We start from the raw sequence: 15,559 nt of genomic DNA on the forward strand, positions 1-15,559 counted from the left end.
ACGATCTCCGCTTCACGCAGCTTGCCAATGATGTCTTCCGGCTTGTGCTTTCTTGCCATTCCATTCCTCCTTCGTGGCCATTCCTAAAATAGAAATTGGGCCACTCAGAAGGGGGCAGATCACGCAACCCGATGACAGTCAGCCAAGTTTACGGGCGGACCGCCATCATCGATGAGCAGGAAATTGATTGCCGAAGGCCCGACCAGGCGTCGAATGAGTGGTTCAAAGTTGTACCGCGCCCAAACAATCAAGAGCAGCGCGGACACGCAACCCAGCCCAAATCCGAACCGGGAAAGGAGTAAGCTGCTACGTGCGAGGAAGAGGAGCACCACCACCAGCATGCCCGTGAAGAGCAAACCTATTGTTGCACGCTGGACCCCATATTCCGGCGCGACCAAAGCCTGAACCCCATACGTTCGATTGAGGAGGGCCACTGTCCAGAACAGCGGCAATGCCAATTGGGCCGATCCCCAAACCGCGTCATCGAATGGGCTGCCAAGATAAAGCCAAGTCGATAATGCGAACCCCGTCAGCAGCATGGCGCCATCGAGCAGCATCTGGATCAAGTAAATCCGAAGCCGGGTGCGCTCGAGCGATTGAGGAATGGTAAAGGATGCGGCCGTCACGAGGGTTGAATGCCGGTGCGAGAACACCGAATTGAAACTATAAGTGATAACGCGTATTCTTTAGCAGCGTTAACGCCTTGGCCAAGCCTCTATTTTCGCGGCGCGGCAACCCTAGCGATCTCGGTCAGTCCCTGGGCAAGCAAGAGCTCGGCCTGTTGGCTGTTGGCGAGCAGTGCACGGTGCAAGCCAATCAGTTTCTCGACCAGACGTGACAGCCGTGGGCCGCGCCACTTCTGCAATTGGCGCAGGATATCGCCCTTGTCCTTGAAGAAAATCCGGCGCGCCGCGGTCTCGGCTTCGACAAAGCGTTCGATATCGCCACTGCGCCCGATCTTCGCCGCCAATTGGGCCAACTGCGCCGCACGCCGTTCGACGGCGAGCAGCAGACCAACCGGGTTGAGGCCAAGTTCACGCATTCGCCGCAGTTCCCCGGGCAGGCGTTGGACATCACCAGACAAGACGGCGTTGACCAACGGCATCAGTCCGTCGTCCTCGGTCCGGGCGCCAATTGCTTCAAAGGTCTCGGCATCCGCGGTGCGTGGGGCCTGCGGCGTTGCGTCCAGGTAGAGCGCAAGCTTGGCCACTTCGCTGGCCGCAATTCGCGTATCGAGTGCGGCTGCACGGGCGATCCGCTCAGCCAGATCGCCGCCTAGCTTGACCCCGGCGGCCCCGGCCATGTCACGAACCGCGCTGCTTACGCTGCGCAGGTCCGGCGGATAGAACATCGCCATCAGCGCGTCGGGTCGGCCGGCCAGCAATTTGGCCGTGCGCGACTTGTCCGTCGCGCTGCTGGCCATGACGATCACCGGGCAGGGCTCGCTTTCACCCTGGAGCATGGCCTCGATCGCATCGTGGGCTTCATCGCCACTGGCGCGGACCAGGATATGGCGGCTCCCGCCGAACAGGGAGGTAGAGCGGGCCTCATCGCCCAGCCGGGCCGGATCCTTGCGCAGGTCGGCACCGGCCAACTCGATGCGTTCCCCGGCATCGGGTAGCAGTTCGACCAGCAGCTGAGCCGCATCCTGAATGCCGGCATCATCCTGCCCACACAGGAAGAACACCCGCGCCTCGCGCACGGCGCGGGGGGCGATTGACTTGAAATCCTTCTGGGTGGCCTTCACTGCCCGCCTGCTTGGCCTTCACGCAGCTGCAAGGCCAGCCGCGCCACGATCTTGTCTGCCACGACCTTTGCCAGATTTTCGAGCGCGGTCTGCTCAGCGGCGATTGTCGCATACTCCGAGCTGACCACGTCGATCCCGGCATCCGATCCTGCCGTCGCATCCAGGACAATCGCGCCGCTCACGGTATCGACCAATTGATAGCGCGCGCGCAGCGTCCGGCGTTCGCGGCCGATCGCATCGTTGGAAAGCAGGCCAAGGCCTTCAAGCTTTTCATCAAGCCGGACATCAAGCCGGTAACGCGGCACGGCCGATCCGGCCGCGCCCAAACGGTCAACCAGCGCATTGCGGACCAGCCAGCCGGCCTTGCCCTCAATTGCCGGAACCTCGACCGCGGCGAGGCCTTGGGCAACTTGCCCGCCCGCCCCGCCGGCATACATCGGCTTCAACCCGCAGGCTGATAGCAGCATCGCGCCGGCAAGGATGCCGACATGCCTCATGCGACGAGATTGACCAGCCGGTCGGGCACCACGATCACTTTCTTTACAGGCTTGCCATCAAGCGCACGCTGCACCTTGTCGCTGGCCAGCGCAAGCGCCTCCAGTTCCTCGCGCGGCATGCCCTTCGCCACGGTGATCGTGTCGCGCAGCTTGCCCAGCACCTGGATCGCGATGGTGACTTCGTCTTCAACCAGCAGCGCCGGATCGACTGCCGGCCAAGCCGCATCGGCCACCAGACCCCCAGATTCTTTGGCGCCGCCGATCGCGGTCCAGGCTTCCTCGGCCAAGTGGGGCATCATCGGTGCAACCAGCAGCAGCAGGGTGCGGATCGCGGCCGAACGGCTGGCGCTTGGCGCCGCCTTTTCGACTGCGCCGGTCAGTTCGTAGATCCGCGCCACGGCCTTGTTGAAGCCCAGTGCGGCAATGTCCTGCGTTGCCGCATGGACCGTCTGGTGGGTCTTGCGGTCCAGGGCCTTGTCTTCACCGCTTGCGCCGCCATCGTACTGGCCAAACAGGCGCCACAAACGCTGGACAAAGCGGGCGCAGCCTTCGATCCCGGCTTCGGACCACGGCAGGTCGCGTTCAGGCGGGCTGTCAGAGAGCATGAACCAGCGCACCGCGTCGGCACCGTACTGGGCAATGATGTCGTCAGGGTCGACAACGTTCTTCTTGCTCTTCGACATCTTGATGACGCGGCCGATCTCAACCGGCTGACCATCGGCCTTGAGCACTGCGCTATCCCCGCCGCGGTCGACTTCGCCAGGGCTGAAGTAGACCGGCTGACCGTTGGTAGGATCGATCCGCGAATAGGTCTCATGCGTCACCATGCCCTGGGTGAACAAGCTGGCGAAGGGCTCTTTCACATCGATCAGACCTATGTGATTGAGCGCACGCGTCCAGAAGCGGGCGTAGAGCAGGTGCAGGATCGCGTGTTCGATCCCGCCGATGTATTGCTCAACCGGCAACCACTGCTTGATCACTTCCGGATCGAATGGGCGGTCGCCCGGCTGGCTGGCAAAGCGCAGGAAATACCACGATGAATCGACGAAAGTGTCGAGCGTATCGGTTTCGCGCTCGGCGGGCTTGCCGCACTTGGGGCAGTCGACGTGCTTCCAGGTCGGATGGCGCAGCAGCGGGTTGCCGGGCACATCGAAGCTGACGTCCTCGGGCAGGGTGACCGGCAGCTGGCTCTTCGGAACCGGCACCACGCCGCAGCTATCGCAATGGATGAACGGGATCGGCGTGCCCCAATAACGTTGGCGCGAGACGCCCCAGTCGCGCAGGCGGTACTGGGTTTCGCCCTGACCCCAGCCATCGTGGGCCGCCTTGGCGATGACAGCGGCCTTGGCTTCGTCGATGGTCATACCATCAAGCCATTCGGAGTTCACGATCCGGCCCGGGCCAGTATAGGCCTCGTCACCATCGAACGCGGCATCGGTCTGCTCGCCTTCGGCGACCACGCGGGTCACCGGCAGCTCATACTTGCGGGCAAAGTCCAGGTCGCGCTGGTCATGCGCCGGGCAGCCAAAGACCGCGCCGGTGCCGTAGTCCATCAGCACGAAGTTCGCGACATAGACCGGCAGGTGCCACGATTTCTTGAGCGGATGTTCAACCGAATAGCCGGTGAAGAAGCCCTTCTTTTCCGCGGTCTCCAGTTCGGCTGCGGTGGTGCCGCCCTGCTTGCATTCGGCAATGAAGGCTTCGAGCTCGGGCGAGCCGGCGGCCAGCTTCTGGGCAAAGGGATGATCCGCGGCGATTGCCACGAAGCTCGCCCCGAACATGGTGTCGGGCCGGGTGGTATAGACCTCGATCCCGTCCGTGCTGTCGACGAAGTGGAACTTGCAGCGCAGGCCCTGGCTCTTGCCGATCCAGTTTTCCTGCATCAGCCGGACTTTTTCGGGCCAGTCCTTGAGCTCACCCAGGCCGGTCAGCAGATCGTCGGCGAACTGCGTGATCTTGAGGAACCACTGGTTGAGCTTACGCTTTTCGACCAGTGCGCCCGAGCGCCAGCCCCGGCCGTCGATCACCTGCTCGTTGGCCAGCACGGTCATATCGATCGGGTCCCAATTGACCGCCGATTCCTTGCGGTAAACCAGGCCGGCTTCATAAAGGTCAAGGAACAGAGCCTGTTCCTGGCCATAGTAGTCCGGCTCGCAGGTTGCCAATTCGCGGCTCCAGTCGAGCGCGAAGCCCAGCCGTTTCAGCTGCGCCTTCATGTTGGCGATATTGTCACGGGTCCAGCCGCCGGGGTGAACGCCCTTTTCCATTGCGGCATTTTCGGCCGGCATGCCGAAGGCGTCCCAGCCCATCGGGTGGAGCACTTCAAAGCCCTGCATCCGCTTGGTCCGCGCCAACACGTCGCCCATCGTGTAGTTGCGCACGTGGCCGATGTGGATGCGGCCCGAGGGATAGGGAAACATTTCGAGCACGAAGGAGCGCGGCTTGGCGCTGTCATCGTTCGCGCGGAAGGTCTGGCGTTGGTCCCATGCCTGTTGCCAGCGCGAATCGGCGCTGGACGGATCGAAGCGTCCGGACTCTGGATTTTGGCTCGTCATGGCCTGCCCTCTAGCCGCTGTGCGCGGCTTGTCGAGGGGGCGATTATTCAGCGACGGCACCCCGGCGCAGGTCACGGGCCTTGGTCAGGATGATGTCTTCCAGCTTCTGGACCGTAGCGGCCTGGACCGGGGCATCAACCCAGACGCCATTCTGGGCAACCTGGCGGCTGGCGGCGACGCGCAGGGCATCGGCACGCAGGTCCTGGTCAAGGATCGTGACGGTCACCTTCATCCGCTCACCCGGGTTGTTCGGGTTTGCATACCAATCGGTCACGATCACGCCGCCGTTGCTGTCAGTCTGGAGCATTGGCATGAAGCTCAACGCCTCAAGGCTGCCGCGCCACAGGTAGCTGTTGACGCCGATCGTGGTGATCTTGGATGCCGCCAGGTCAGCCTTGGGGCGATCCTTGCCGCCGCAGCTGGCAAGCGTGATCGCTGCCATGGCAACCAGGCCGGCGCGGCCGATGCGGGAAAGGGTGCTCTGGCCGGAAAAGACGGTCATCATGGTCAAGGTACGATCCTGTTATTGCGGAAGCTGCAGCCACCGCGCGAAACCTGCGTTGCTTCTATAGCCAAGGCGGCAAAGGCGGCAAGTGCGCATTGGCCGCCAGCGGCGTGAACCGCCGCTGAATGTGGGGCCGTTGCAAGCGGTTCAGGCCGAATTCATCGGGCAGCGGACAGTTTGTGCTTGGATTCTGAAGCCAGTCGCGCGAAAATCCGCGAGTCTCAAGCTGGATAGCTGCCAAGCATAATGACTGTTACCAGAAGCATCGCCGGCAATCAGGCCAAGGGGCGCAACACCGCCTCGGCTATGTTGCTGACTGCGGCCGTCACGGTACTGGCATTGCCCAGTGGGGTTCTGGCGCTGTCAGTTGGTATTGGTCCAAAGTTATCCGTCCCATCTGGCGACGCTGATATTGGCTTCGAACCGGCCCGGGTCGATCCGCGGCTCGCGCGGTCAATTTCAGTCCGCGCGCTTGGTGCCGGGCAGACCTTCCGTTTTACCCCCGGCGCGGCGCCCAACCGGCTTGACCGTTCGGTAACCGTCGCGGTGCGCGTTGACGGGGGAATGAGCCGGTCTGGACGCAATTCCCTGGCCGCTAGCGACGGCGGGTTCCGCATCGCGCCAACGGCCTATAGCCTGGGCGTTTCGCGGGGCTACCGCGGCTTTGCGCAGAACGGTACCACAAGCAGCGAATTGCGCCGGGTCGAGTTGCCAGACCTGGCCAGTTTCAAGCCCTCCCCGGGGGCAAAGGCCGATCCTTCGCGGTTTAGTCCGCGCATCGCACTCGATGGCCGCGAGCCTGCCGGCCGATCTCCGCGCACCCTGCAAGGTCAGCCAGAAGAAGTCGTCGATCTTGGCGGTTCCTATCGTCTGACCCGCAATATCAATGTGACGGCCGGCGTACGCAGCACATCGGACCGCGATCGGCTTGCGCCGCTCAGCGATGGTCGCAAGGACAACCAGGCCGTCTACGTCGGCACCCAGTTCAAGTTCTGATTTCAGGCCTGCGAATAGCTATGCTTAAAGCTTGTCGGACCTGCGGGTCTTGCATAACCTGACGCTACGTCTTCGCGGTGTAGGAGTGGGTCTGATGGCACGTGTGGCAGTGGTTACCGGCGGTACGCGCGGGATTGGTGAAGCGATTTGCCAGCGGCTGAAACGACAGGGTCACCTGGTGATTGCCAACTATGCCGGCAATGAAGCAAAGGCCAGCGCCTTCACTGCGGCCACCGGGATTCCTGCCTATCGCTGGGATGTCGGTGACCACGAAGCGACATTGGCTGGCTGCGCCCGGATCGAGGCGGAACACGGCCCGATCGACATTGTCGTCAACAACGCTGGTATCACCCGCGATGGGACGCTGCACCGCATGAGCTTCGAGGACTGGAACGAGGTCCTGCGGATCAACCTGGGCGGCTGCTTCAACATGGCCAAGGCCACCTTCCCCGGCATGCGCGAGCGCGGCTGGGGCCGGATCGTCAACATCGGTTCGATCAACGGCCAGGCCGGGCAATACGGCCAGGTCAACTATGCCGCGGCCAAGTCTGGCATCCACGGCTTTACCAAGGCGCTGGCCCAGGAAGGGGCCAAGTTCGGCGTAACCGTCAACGCCATCGCGCCGGGCTATATCGATACCGACATGGTGGCGGCGGTCCCTGCGCCGGTGCTGGAAAAGATCGTCGCCAAGATCCCGGTCGGCCGACTGGGCATGGCCGAGGAAATCGCCCGCGGTGTTGCTTTCCTGACCAGCGACAACGGCGGCTTCATGACCGGTTCGACCATGAGCATCAACGGCGGTCAGCACATGTACTGATTGCCGATCCCGTTGGCGAAAGTGAACACAGTGGATACCGAGTCCACTTTTTCCAACAGCCAGTGCCGGTCATTTATCGTCAGATTTTCGGGCTTTTGGCGCGGATCATCAGGGCGATGGGCGTTCGAACAAAGAAAAGATTTTCTGCCCGTCCAGTTCGCGCCAGCCTTTAGCCAACGATGTCAAAGACTGACTGCATATTGCAGGCTGCGGCCAAGTTGGAAAATGGTTCCCGCCCGGCGGCGCGCGAGCTAACACTTGGCCATGACCACCACCTATCACCCCCCGGTCAAACGCTCGGTCGAAATCGCCGGGCACAAGACCTCGATCAGCCTGGAACCGCTGTTCTGGGAACTGCTCAAGCAGGCGGCGGATGCCGAAGGCCTGCCGATCAGCGCGCTGGTGGCCCGGATCGACAGCGAACGGATCGTCGCGCCGACTCCGCCGGGGCTGGCCGGGGCGGTGCGGGTATGGCTGGTCGGACGGCTGGCGTCAAAATTGGGTCAGAACCAGCCCACCAAGGGCCGCGGCCCCCAGCACCGGCAGCACCCCCCATTTCAGGCGGAATAGCAGCACAGCGCATATCATGCTGAGCACGGCCGCGCGCCAATCAAGGCTGGCCCAGACCGGCAGGCCATTGGCATAGCTGCGGAACAGGACATGGCCGCCAAACCAGAGCGCAAGGCTGGCGATCACCCCGACGACGGAGGCAGTGACTGCCGCCAGCGCGCCCTTCAATCGCACCGCCTGTTCCATCCGCTCGATCCACGGCGCAAAGGCAAAGATCCACAGGAAGCAGGGGGCAAAGGTCACCCAGGTGGTCAGCGCAGCGCCAAGGATACCGGCGACCAGCGGCGTGAACGGCTCCGGTGCGCGGAAGGCAGCGAGATAGCCCACGAATTGCGTGACCAGAATCAGCGGCCCGGGCGTGGTTTCGGCCAGGCCCAGCCCGTCGGCCATTTCACCCGGCTGCAGCCAGCCAAACCCGCTGACGGCTTCCTGCGCCATGTAAGCGAGCACGGCATAGGCCCCGCCGAAGGTCACTACGGCAAGCTGCGAGAAGAAGCTGCCGATCTGCCACAACACATGATCGCGCCCCAGCAGGGTCAGGACCAGCGCCATCGGCAGCGCCCAGATCGCGCCCCAGATCAGCACGGCTCTCAGCGAGGCCGCCCAGGGACGCGGCGGCAATCGCCTGGCTTCCCCGGCTGGCTTCAGCGCCAGCAAGTCAGGCCGCAACGCAGCAACAGCAAACCCGATCAGACCCGCACCCAGTACGGCGACTGGAAAGGGCAGGGCGAACAGCGCCAGTGCCAGGAAGGCGGAAACGGCCAGTGCTTGCTTAAGCCGCGTATCAAGCGCGCGCCCGGCGATCCGCAGCAGCGCCTGCACCACCAGCGCCAGCACGGCCGCCTTGACCCCCAGGAACAGCGCCGCAAACCAGCCCAAGTTTGCTGCCGCCGCATAGAGGACCGAGAGTGCGAGGATCACCGTTGCGCCGGGCACCACGAACAGCAGCCCCGCCGCCAGACCCCCGCGCCACCCGTGCAGCTTCCACCCGATCCAGGTGGCCAGCTGCTGCGCTTCTGGCCCAGGCAGGAAGTGGCAGAAGTTGAGCGCGTGGAGATATTGCGCGTCGGTCACCCAGCCGCGCTCTTCCACCACCTCGCGGTGCATCAGGGCGATCTGGCCGGCCGGACCGCCAAAGCTGAGGCAGCCGATCCGGGCGAAGGTTTTGACGAGTTCGGCGAAAGTCGGGGTCGGTTGCGCAGTCACGCCATGCTCCATGCCTAACGCATCGCCGATAGGCGATGCATTTCAGGCAACGCTTGGGCGGACTGGCGCCTGACCGGGAGGTTGCGTGGCCCCGATGCCGCAGAAAATGCTATGGCAGCGGGGCCCGGTCAAGCGGCTTCAGGTAAACTTGCCGGCGGCCGGCGGGTCGCTTGCCGGGAAGCTTTCGTCGCTGGCTTCGTCAACCTGGTCCCAGTGCTTGGGATCGCTTTTCATCGCTTCGGGCCCGGCATTGCGCACCGGGGCAAAGCCTTCGGTAGCCTCACCATTGGCAAAAGCGGCGGAAGCCTTGGGTTCGGCGCTGCGGGTGGCGTAGCGATAGATGCCGTAGCCAACGGCACCGGCGAAGGCGAGTTTGAGCAGCATGGCATGGGCTCCTTCCATAAGTTTGCCCCATGCCTAACGGCTTTGGCACCGCCGGGTTCCGGCGATGATGTCAGTCCCCGCCGACCCGTTCGATCTCTGCGCCGACCAGCGCCAGTTTCTCTTCCAGCCGCTCGTACCCGCGATCAAGGTGGTACAGCCGGTGGACCTGTGTCTCACCCTCGGCGGCAAGGCCGGCGATCACCAGGCTCATCGAAGCGCGCAGGTCCGTCGCCATAACTTCGGCGCCGGTCAGCTTCTTCACGCCGTGGACCACGGCGGTGCGGCCCTTGGTTTCGATATGCGCGCCCATCCGGTTCAGTTCGGGTACGTGCATGTAACGGTTCTCGAAGATCGTCTCGGTCAGCACCGAACTGCCATCGGCCAGGCACAGCATGGCCATCAGCTGGGCCTGCATGTCGGTGGCAAAGCCGGGATAGGGCGCGGTCGAAAGCGTCACCGCCTTCATCGGTCCGTCGCGCCAGACTTTGATCCCATCGTCCGCGGGCTCAACTTGAACCCCGGCATCGCGCAGTGCTTGGAGCGTTGCATCCATTTCGTCTGCAACTGCGTGCTTAAGGAACACCTCACCCCCGGTTATCGCCGCCGCGCAGGCGTAAGATCCGGCTTCGATCCGATCGCTCATGACGCGATAAGTGGCGCCGTGGAGACGCGGTACGCCGTGGATTGTCAGGTCGCTGGTGCCGATCCCTTCAATCTGCGCGCCCATCGCCACCAGCAGCTTGCACAGGTCAACGATCTCCGGTTCCCGCGCAGCGTTGTGCAGCACGGTCTTGCCGGTGCAGAGCACGGCGGCCATCAGCGCATTCTCAGTTGCACCAACCGAGACCACCGGGAAGGCATAGCGCCCGCCGGGCAAGCCGCCATCGGGTGCGATTGCGCGGACATAGCCGGCTGCCAGTTCGATTGTCGCGCCCATCGCTTCCAGCACCTTGAGATGCAGGTCGATCGGGCGGTTGCCGATTGCGCAGCCACCGGGCAGTGAAACGGTCGCCTCGCCCATTCGCGCCAGCATCGGCCCCAGCACCAGGATCGAGGCGCGCATCTTGCGCACCAACTCATACGGCGCGACCGAAGAGGTCATCCGCGTGGCCGACAGGGTCATGACCCGGCCAAATTCTTCGGGCCGTGACCCAGCGATAGCGGTAGAAACACCGAATTGATTGAGCAGGTGCTGGAACCCGTCAATGTCCGCCAACCGCGGCAGGTTGCGCAGTGTAAGCGGCTCTTCGGTCAGCAGCGCGCAGGGCAGCAGCGTCAGCGCAGAGTTCTTGGCGCCCGAAATCGGGATGGTGCCAGACAGGCGCTTGCCGCCCTGAATGATGATCTTGTCCATGGAGGCCTGATTTAGCTGGTTTCCGGGAACCGGCAAGCGCCCTGCAATGCTATGCACAGCCTGGCACATCCGGGTTGCCAAGCGGCCCGTGCTGGCCTTAACCCGGCTGCAACAACTGAAGGATAGACGGCCCCCATGACTGAAGCCGCCAACCGCAAGCCGATCAAAAAAGCCGTCTTTCCCGTTGCCGGGCTTGGCACCAGGTTTCTGCCTGCCACCAAGGCGATCCCGAAAGAGATGCTGCCGATCATTGACCGACCGCTGATCCAATACGCGGTGGACGAGGCGCGCGAGGCCGGAATCGAGCAGCTGATCTTTGTGACCGGACGCGGCAAGAGCGCGCTGGTTGAGCATTTCGACATGGCGTTCGAGCTTGAGAAGACCATGGCCGATCGCCACAAATCGCTCGAAGTGCTGGAGCCCACCCGGATCCAGCCGGGTAATCTTGTGGCCGTTCGTCAACAGGTCCCGATGGGGCTGGGCCATGCGATCTGGTGCGCGCGGGCGATCGTGGGCGATGAGCCCTTTGCCATCTTCCTGCCGGACGAATTGATGATCGCCCACCAGGGCGGGGGCGGCTGCATGAAGCAGATGGTCGAGGCTTACAACGCGCACGGCGGGAATGTGATTTCGGTGCTGGAAGTGCCGGAAGCCGAGGTGTCCTCTTACGGCGTGATTGCCCCAGGCGCGCAGGTAAGCGCGCAGGTTACCGAAGTGGCCGGCCTGGTTGAAAAGCCCCGGCGAGAGGAGGCGCCCAGCAACCTTATCATTTCGGGCCGTTACATCCTGCAGCCCGAAGTGATGCGCGTTTTGGAAGGTCAGGCCGCCGGGGCGGGCGGGGAAATCCAGCTGACCGATGCCATGGCCCGAATGATCGGTCAGCAGCCGTTCCATGCCGTCACTTTCAATGGCCGCCGATTTGACTGTGGCAGCAAGACCGGGTTTGTCGAAGCGACTTTGGCCTTGGCGCTGGAACGCGATGACATGGCCGATGAAGTTCGTGCCATGGCCAAGCGGCTGCTGGCGCAAGGCTGATTATTGCGCCAATAGGTCGCGATGCGGATTGCCCTGTTCGAGCCCGAGATTGCCGGAAACGTTGGCGCGGTGATGCGGCTGGGCGCCTGTCTCGGCGCGCAGATTGATTTGATCGAGCCGCTGGGTTTTGCCTGGGATGATCGCCGCGTCCGTCGCACCGCGATGGACTATATCGATCACGTTTCGGTTACGCGCCACGTCAGCTTTGCAGCCTTCCAGGAGACGCTGGGGCAAAGCCGGCTGGTGCTGTTCACCACCAAGACCACGCAGAGCGCCTATGACGTGACTTATCGCGCGGACGATGTCCTGCTGTTCGGCAAGGAAAGCGCCGGGGTTCCGCTGGAGGTGGTTGGCGCTGCCCATGAACGCGTCCGCCTGCCGATGCGGCCGGAAGTCCGTTCGCTCAATCTCGCGACCTCGGCCGCGCTCGCATTGGGTGAGGCGTTGCGGCAGACGGGTGGATTGCCGGGTTAGCCCCGCACTTGCCCCGGCGTCACCCCGTGCCGCGCGCGGTAGGCGCGGATGAAGGCTGTGCTGGAAGCATAGCCGAGGCGCGTTGCGACATCGTCAATGGTCAGCGAACGATCGCGGAGCAGGGTAGCGGCAAGGCTGTCGCGGGCGTCGGCCAGGAGATCGCGAAAGTCACGGCCGGCAGCCGATAGCTCGCGCTGGAGCGTCCGGGGGTGGCGGCCCAGCGCGCGCGCAACGTTGGCCAGCGAGGCGCCGCCCATCGGCAGAAGGGTGTGAATCAGCCTGACCACGGCGATCTCCACCGCATCGGCCTGCTGCGCGGGCAGGGCATCAAGCAGCGCTGCGGCATAGCTGGCAAGCGCGGTGTCGGCGCCCGGGTTGACCCGATCCAGATCGGCAGCGGGAAATTCGAACCCGTCAAACACCGCGTCAAACTGGACCGGGCAGCCGAAGAAGCGGCGGTGCAGGGTGGGGCCGCGCGGCGGCGAGTGCGAGAAGTGCACCGCATCGGGCTGCCAACCCTCGCCCAGCTGCAGGCGGAACAGGTGAACGAAAGCCGCCAGTCCCAGCTCGCGCGATTGGCGCTGCGGCGCGGCGCTGCCGATCGCGAGGCCCAGCATGGCCGTTGCCGTGCCTCCCGCCTCGGTCAGGTGCAGGCTGAGCGAATCGCTCATCAGGTGGCGATAGCGTTCGACCATCGCCAGCGCGCCGCGCACCGTTGGCTGCTGGCCCAGCACCAGCCCGGCGACCCCGATGTTGGCCAGTCGGCGACGCGAAGCCAGGCGCAGGCCAAGGTCGTGGATGCCGCAGCGCTCGGCCAGTCCATCGAGCAGCCAGGCCACCGTTTCCGCCGGAATGGTCAGGTCGGCCCGGGCCAGGATCGCCGGATCGATCCCCGCCGCGCGCAGCGCCGGGTAAGGATCGCCGCCTCGTTCCAGCACGACGGCGGGCAGGTCGAGCAGCGCCGTGGCGCGAACCTGGGTCGTGGCGGACATGAAATGAGTGTCGCAAACTATCTATCATTTGTCACGAAATGATAGCTCCTGCGGCTAAGGCCGGGTGTAGCACTGCTGCCAAGCGAACGAAGGCTTGGGAGAGCCCCCATGAAAGTTGAACAATTGACCTGCGCCCTGGGCGCGGAAATCAAGGGCATTCGCCTGGCCGAGGCAGCTACCAATGCTGACCTGGCGGGTGAGATCAACGCGTTGCTGCTGGAGCACAAAGTCCTGTTCCTGCGCGATCAGGACATGACCGACGCCGAGCATGCCGGGGTTGCCCGCCAGTTCGGTGAGCTGGAAGACCATCCGTTGGCGAACAGCGCGGAAGGTGAGCCGGGTATCATCCATATCTGGAAAAGCCCGGAAAGCCCGCCGTTCCGTTATGAGAACGCGTGGCATCACGATGCCACCTGGCGCGAGATCCCGCCGATGGGGGCCGTGTTGCGCTGCGTTGAATGTCCGCCGGTGGGCGGCGACACGATGTGGTCCAATATGGAGCTGGCTTACGATCAGCTGCCCGATCACGTGAAGGAAGAAATTGCCGACCTGCGCGCGCGCCACTCGATGGAAGCCAGCTTCATGGCGGCCAAGCCGATCGAGGAGCGGCTGGCGATGAAAGAGCGCTATCCCGATCCAGAGCATCCGGTGGTCCGCACGCACCCGGTAACCGGCAAAAAGTCGCTGTTCGTGAACAGCTTCGCCACCCATTTCACCAATTACCACACGCCCAGTCGGGTGCGGGTGGGGCAGGACTTTACCAATGGTTCGGGTGAATTGCTGCGCTATCTGACCAGCCAGGCGGCGATCCCCGAGTACCAGGTGCGGTGGCGCTGGACCCCCAACAGCGTGGCGATCTGGGATAACCGCTGCACCCAGCATTATGCCGTGATGGACTATCCGTCCTGCGTGCGCCGGATGAACCGCGCCACAATCGTCGGTGATCGACCCTTCTGAACCCAATCAAGAACAAGACTTCCGGGAGAATGCCAATGACCTTTTTTGCCGACAGCGTCGGAACCGCACTGGTTGATGTCGATGCCCTGCCATGGATCCCGTTCACGCCCTATTCGGACGAGGTGTTCCTGAAGCTGATCAAGATCAACCCGATCAACGGCGAATGGACTACGCTGCTCAAGCTGCCGGCCGGGATGGCGCTGCCCAAGCACCACCATGCAGGCACGGTCCACGTCTATACCGTCGCCGGGCGCTGGCGCTATCTTGAGCATGACTGGGTGGCGGGCCCCGGCTCGATGGTGTTTGAAACTGCGGCCTCATCGCATACCCCGGTCGCCCTGCCCGAGGCCGACGTGATCGCGCTGAACATCATCATCGGGGATTGGAACCTGCTTGATGAGAATGACAACATCATCGCGGTGGAAAATTGGCGCACCATGCTGAAGCGCTATGCAGACTATTGCGCTGCCACCGGGATTGAGCCGGTCGACGTCACCAGCCAAGCGGGCAACTAAGTCACCATGCCGGCGCGCTTCGAACATGCCTGCATCGCCGTGTCCCGCGCCACGCTGCATTGCGTAAGCGCGGGCCCGGCGGATGGCGCGCCGCTGCTTTTGCTGCACGGTTGGCCGCAGACCTGGTTCATGTGGCGCGATGTGATGCCATTGCTGGCCGCGGCAGGCTACCGCGTGATCGCGCCGGACCTGACCGGGCTGGGGGATTCGACCCGGCCCGAGGACGGCTATGACAAGGCCACGATCGCCCGCGACATGGCAGAGTTGATGACGGCGCTGGGTCATGAGCAGTTCGGCGTTGTGGCCCACGATTGGGGCGGCCCGGTCGCCTTCTTCCTGGCCGCGCAGTTCCCGCAGCGCGTGCAGGCCATGGCCGTGTTCGATGCGCCAGTGCTGGGCGATGGCGGGCCGATCGAGCATCACGGCCGCTGGCACTTTGGCTTTCACGCCCTGCCAGGCCTGCCCGAAGCCCTGACCGCCGGACGCGAGGATACCTACCTGCGTTTCTTCTTCCGCTTCGCCGGAGCGAGCCAAGATGCAATCGCGGAAGCGGCACAGGCTGAATATGTGCGCGCCTATTGCCAGCCAGGGGCAATGACGGCCGGTTTCAACTATTATCGCGCCGTGCCGCAGGACATCGGCGCGGTCACCGCCTTTCGCGAATCCGGCCAGCGGCTGGCCATGCCGCTGCTGATCTATGGCGGCGATCCCGCCACCCGCGGCCGCGGCATGACCGCGCTGGAAAGCTGGGCGCGGGTAGCGGACAATGTCAGCGGCGGGGTGGCGGAGAACTGCGGGCACTGGATCCCCGAGGAGCGACCCGATTTTGTCGCGGGCGAGGTGCTGCGGTTCCTTGCCGGACTGACAGGCTGAGTGCGGCCAAGGCTGATCGGTAATACCCCTTAACTTTCGCCAATTGAGCGATAATGCCGATTACTGTGTGCCGGAAATCCCG

17 protein-coding genes are annotated in these 15,559 nt (G+C 63.8%); 8 read left to right on the forward strand and 9 right to left on the reverse strand.

Features of this window, described 5'->3' with window-relative positions; translation table 11 throughout:
• Positions 1-119: 119 nt before the first annotated feature.
• From RQP55_RS10515 to RQP55_RS10535, 5 genes are all read right to left on the reverse strand, one after another.
• Positions 120-626: a hypothetical protein gene (locus RQP55_RS10515; protein WP_315610152.1), complete on the reverse strand. Its 507-nt coding sequence runs from the start codon at positions 624-626 to the stop codon at positions 120-122.
• Between the two features lie 89 nt (positions 627-715).
• Entirely contained in the window at positions 716-1,747 is a 1,032-nt protein-coding gene (gene holA, locus RQP55_RS10520) for a DNA polymerase III subunit delta (protein WP_315610153.1), read from the reverse strand.
• On the reverse strand, positions 1,744-2,244 hold the full coding sequence (gene lptE, locus RQP55_RS10525) for an LPS assembly lipoprotein LptE (RefSeq protein WP_315610154.1): 501 nt from the start codon (positions 2,242-2,244) through the stop codon (positions 1,744-1,746). The genes holA and lptE overlap by 4 nt, the downstream gene beginning before the upstream one ends.
• Positions 2,241-4,799, reverse strand: a complete 2,559-nt coding sequence (gene leuS, locus RQP55_RS10530; RefSeq protein WP_315610155.1) for a leucine--tRNA ligase — start codon at positions 4,797-4,799, stop codon at positions 2,241-2,243. Before leuS ends, lptE begins: the two co-directional genes overlap by 4 nt.
• A gap of 43 nt (positions 4,800-4,842) precedes the next feature.
• Positions 4,843-5,241, reverse strand: a complete 399-nt coding sequence (locus RQP55_RS10535) for a DUF3576 domain-containing protein (RefSeq protein ID WP_410000287.1) — start codon at positions 5,239-5,241, stop codon at positions 4,843-4,845.
• A gap of 309 nt (positions 5,242-5,550) precedes the next feature.
• Here RQP55_RS10535 and RQP55_RS10540 point away from each other — a divergent pair, with 309 nt between their 5' ends.
• From RQP55_RS10540 to RQP55_RS10550, 3 genes are all read left to right on the forward strand, one after another.
• Positions 5,551-6,300, forward strand: coding sequence for a hypothetical protein (locus RQP55_RS10540; RefSeq protein ID WP_315610156.1), 750 nt, complete (start codon positions 5,551-5,553; stop codon positions 6,298-6,300).
• Positions 6,301-6,394: 94 nt separating this feature from the next.
• Complete coding sequence (gene phbB / locus RQP55_RS10545) at positions 6,395-7,117, forward strand: acetoacetyl-CoA reductase (protein WP_315610157.1); 723 nt, start codon at positions 6,395-6,397, stop codon at positions 7,115-7,117.
• 264 nt (positions 7,118-7,381) lie between these two features.
• On the forward strand, positions 7,382-7,687 hold the full coding sequence (locus RQP55_RS10550) for a ribbon-helix-helix domain-containing protein (protein WP_315610158.1): 306 nt from the start codon (positions 7,382-7,384) through the stop codon (positions 7,685-7,687).
• Here RQP55_RS10550 and chrA read toward each other — a convergent pair.
• The 3 genes from chrA to murA form a co-directional block, all read right to left on the reverse strand.
• Positions 7,610-8,905 carry a chromate efflux transporter gene (gene chrA, locus RQP55_RS10555; RefSeq protein ID WP_315610159.1) on the reverse strand — a complete coding sequence of 432 codons (1,296 nt, stop codon included), beginning with the start codon at positions 8,903-8,905 and terminating at the stop codon, positions 7,610-7,612. The genes RQP55_RS10550 and chrA overlap by 78 nt on opposite strands.
• Positions 8,906-9,031: 126 nt before the next feature.
• The gene (locus tag RQP55_RS10560; protein ID WP_315610160.1) at positions 9,032-9,277 is read right to left on the reverse strand and encodes a hypothetical protein; all 246 of its coding nucleotides are present in this window, start codon (positions 9,275-9,277) and stop codon (positions 9,032-9,034) included.
• 70 nt (positions 9,278-9,347) lie between these two features.
• The gene (gene murA / locus RQP55_RS10565; protein WP_315610161.1) at positions 9,348-10,631 is read right to left on the reverse strand and encodes a UDP-N-acetylglucosamine 1-carboxyvinyltransferase; all 1,284 of its coding nucleotides are present in this window, start codon (positions 10,629-10,631) and stop codon (positions 9,348-9,350) included.
• A 135-nt stretch (positions 10,632-10,766) separates the two neighbouring features.
• Here murA and galU point away from each other — a divergent pair, with 135 nt between their 5' ends.
• Together galU and RQP55_RS10575 are read left to right on the forward strand one after the other, a co-directional pair.
• Positions 10,767-11,666, forward strand: a complete 900-nt coding sequence (galU, locus tag RQP55_RS10570; protein ID WP_315610162.1) for a UTP--glucose-1-phosphate uridylyltransferase GalU — start codon at positions 10,767-10,769, stop codon at positions 11,664-11,666.
• A gap of 21 nt (positions 11,667-11,687) precedes the next feature.
• Positions 11,688-12,140, forward strand: coding sequence for a tRNA (cytidine(34)-2'-O)-methyltransferase (locus tag RQP55_RS10575; protein WP_315610163.1), 453 nt, complete (start codon positions 11,688-11,690; stop codon positions 12,138-12,140).
• On the opposite strand, the gene RQP55_RS10580 is transcribed toward RQP55_RS10575, so the two are convergent.
• Entirely contained in the window at positions 12,137-13,132 is a 996-nt protein-coding gene (locus RQP55_RS10580; protein WP_315610164.1) for an AraC family transcriptional regulator, read from the reverse strand. The genes RQP55_RS10575 and RQP55_RS10580 overlap by 4 nt on opposite strands.
• 108 nt (positions 13,133-13,240) lie before the next feature.
• Between RQP55_RS10580 and RQP55_RS10585 the strand changes: the two genes are divergently transcribed.
• The 3 genes from RQP55_RS10585 to RQP55_RS10595 are packed head-to-tail and all read left to right on the forward strand — an operon-like array spanning position 13,241 to position 15,477.
• Positions 13,241-14,089 (forward strand): TauD/TfdA dioxygenase family protein, encoded by an 849-nt coding sequence (locus tag RQP55_RS10585; RefSeq protein WP_315610165.1) that lies wholly within the window; start codon positions 13,241-13,243, stop codon positions 14,087-14,089.
• A gap of 35 nt (positions 14,090-14,124) precedes the next feature.
• Positions 14,125-14,604 (forward strand): 2,4'-dihydroxyacetophenone dioxygenase family protein, encoded by a 480-nt coding sequence (locus tag RQP55_RS10590; protein WP_315610166.1) that lies wholly within the window; start codon positions 14,125-14,127, stop codon positions 14,602-14,604.
• A gap of 6 nt (positions 14,605-14,610) precedes the next feature.
• Entirely contained in the window at positions 14,611-15,477 is an 867-nt protein-coding gene (locus RQP55_RS10595) for an alpha/beta hydrolase (RefSeq protein WP_315610167.1), read from the forward strand.
• The last annotated feature ends 82 nt before the right edge of the window (positions 15,478-15,559 follow it).

Source organism: Novosphingobium sp. APW14, from assembly GCF_032337075.1.
Lineage (GTDB): Bacteria > Pseudomonadota > Alphaproteobacteria > Sphingomonadales > Sphingomonadaceae > Novosphingobium.